The 801-nt window shown below is 49.7% G+C and carries 1 protein-coding gene; it reads left to right on the top strand.

Annotated features, from left to right (window positions below):
• A partial coding sequence (locus SFLMC1_RS06460) for a glucosaminidase domain-containing protein (protein ID WP_222838045.1) occupies positions 1–550 on the top strand: 550 nt, incomplete at its 5' end.
• Positions 551–801: the final 251 nt, after the last annotated feature.

Genomic DNA, 801 nt, shown 5'->3' with positions numbered 1-801 from the left:
CAAGCACCTCACCCGCAGGGTGACGGTCGACGGTACGCCAATTATGGGTACGTCTACGATATCTGCTGAATCCATGGCTCGTTTGTTTGTTTCTACCGGACATACCTATCCCTCTGAGGTTTATTCGCAAAGGGGTGCTTCTAGCATTACTGAGTTTTGTAATCAGGTTATTTTGGCCGCCTCCTCTGAAGGCGTAAGACCTGAGGTTGTATTTGCCCAAGCGATGCTGGAGACTGGTTGGCTTCAGTTTGGGGGTTCGGTATCTGCAGACCAGTGCAACTTCGCTGGCCTAGGCGCTACCGGTCCTCAGGTTGGTGGGGCAAGGTTTGACAACGTATATCAGGGGTTGCTTGCCCAGTCTCAGCATTTAAAAGGCTATGCGGCCCGCATGCCCTTGAACAATGTTTGCGTTGACCCTCGTTATCAAATACTTGTTAATAGGGGATATCTGGGTATCGCTCCGTGTCTAGAGGACCTCAATGGTTTATGGGCTGTCCCTGGGGATGGTTACGGCCAAAGAATCGCAGCGATTATTAACAGAATGATCTAACGGTGCGTTTTCCCCTCAGCGCTAGTCGTCTTTAGATTTCAGTTATACAGCTTCGTTCGTTAGGATGCCTGATTCCGATGAAGACAGTTTGCCGTAAGCTCATTCTTGCAATATTTGTTGCTTTTTTGATTTGGCCTATGGCTGCTTCGTATTCCTTTGCGACAGATCAAGGCACTTCATCTCCTTTCGACGATCCTGCTAATAAGATGTTTGGCCTGTCGGAGGACTTCTCCCTCGACGGCCTCGCCGCA

The organism is Collinsella aerofaciens, from assembly GCF_901212495.1.
Classification (GTDB): domain Bacteria; phylum Actinomycetota; class Coriobacteriia; order Coriobacteriales; family Coriobacteriaceae; genus Collinsella; species Collinsella aerofaciens_H.
This window is presented reverse-complemented; position numbering and strand designations above follow the sequence as displayed.